Source organism: Dietzia sp. IBK-p2-15D (genome assembly GCF_057773105.1).
Genome location: NZ_JBYMTK010000092.1, coordinates 1 through 450, shown reverse-complemented (window position 1 = coordinate 450; position 450 = coordinate 1). Strand labels below are relative to the sequence as shown.

Genomic DNA, 450 nt, shown 5'->3' with positions numbered 1-450 from the left:
AATAACAGCCAGCAACAGTTTCAGGGTGCCGAACAGCAGGCAGCACACCAGTAACCAGCAGGCGATCAAATAAGGGATATTTGGAAAAGACGATTCCTGCGGCAACTGTGGCGAACTGATCACTGACAGCACCTTGAGCTTACGAGCCGCTTCTACACGGGTCTTTTCAATGGAGGTCAGGGTCAGTTTGTACAGCTCGGTGTTGAACTCTACTTTTGATTTGATTTCTTCAAAATCCACCGCCATACGGTTTAGCTTGTCACCCTGCGGCGCTGTGATTTTGCTTTTTTCTTCGTCAATTTGTGCCTGCAATGACTGAATCGCATTACGCGCACTCACAACTTGCGGGGCGTCCTCACGCAGATACGTCAGCAAGTTCCGCAGGTCCGCTTCCATCTGGATCTTCTGGCCCATCAGCGTATTCACTAACGTGCTCGCCGCCTGTGCCTG

At 51.1% G+C, this 450-nt stretch carries 1 protein-coding gene; it reads right to left on the bottom strand.

Going from position 1 to position 450, the window contains the following annotated elements; all coding sequences use genetic code 11:
• Window positions 1-414: hypothetical protein (locus tag AC3DEV_RS17015; protein WP_488372875.1), on the bottom strand; the 414-nt coding region annotated here is incomplete at its 3' end.
• Window positions 415-450: the final 36 nt, after the last annotated feature.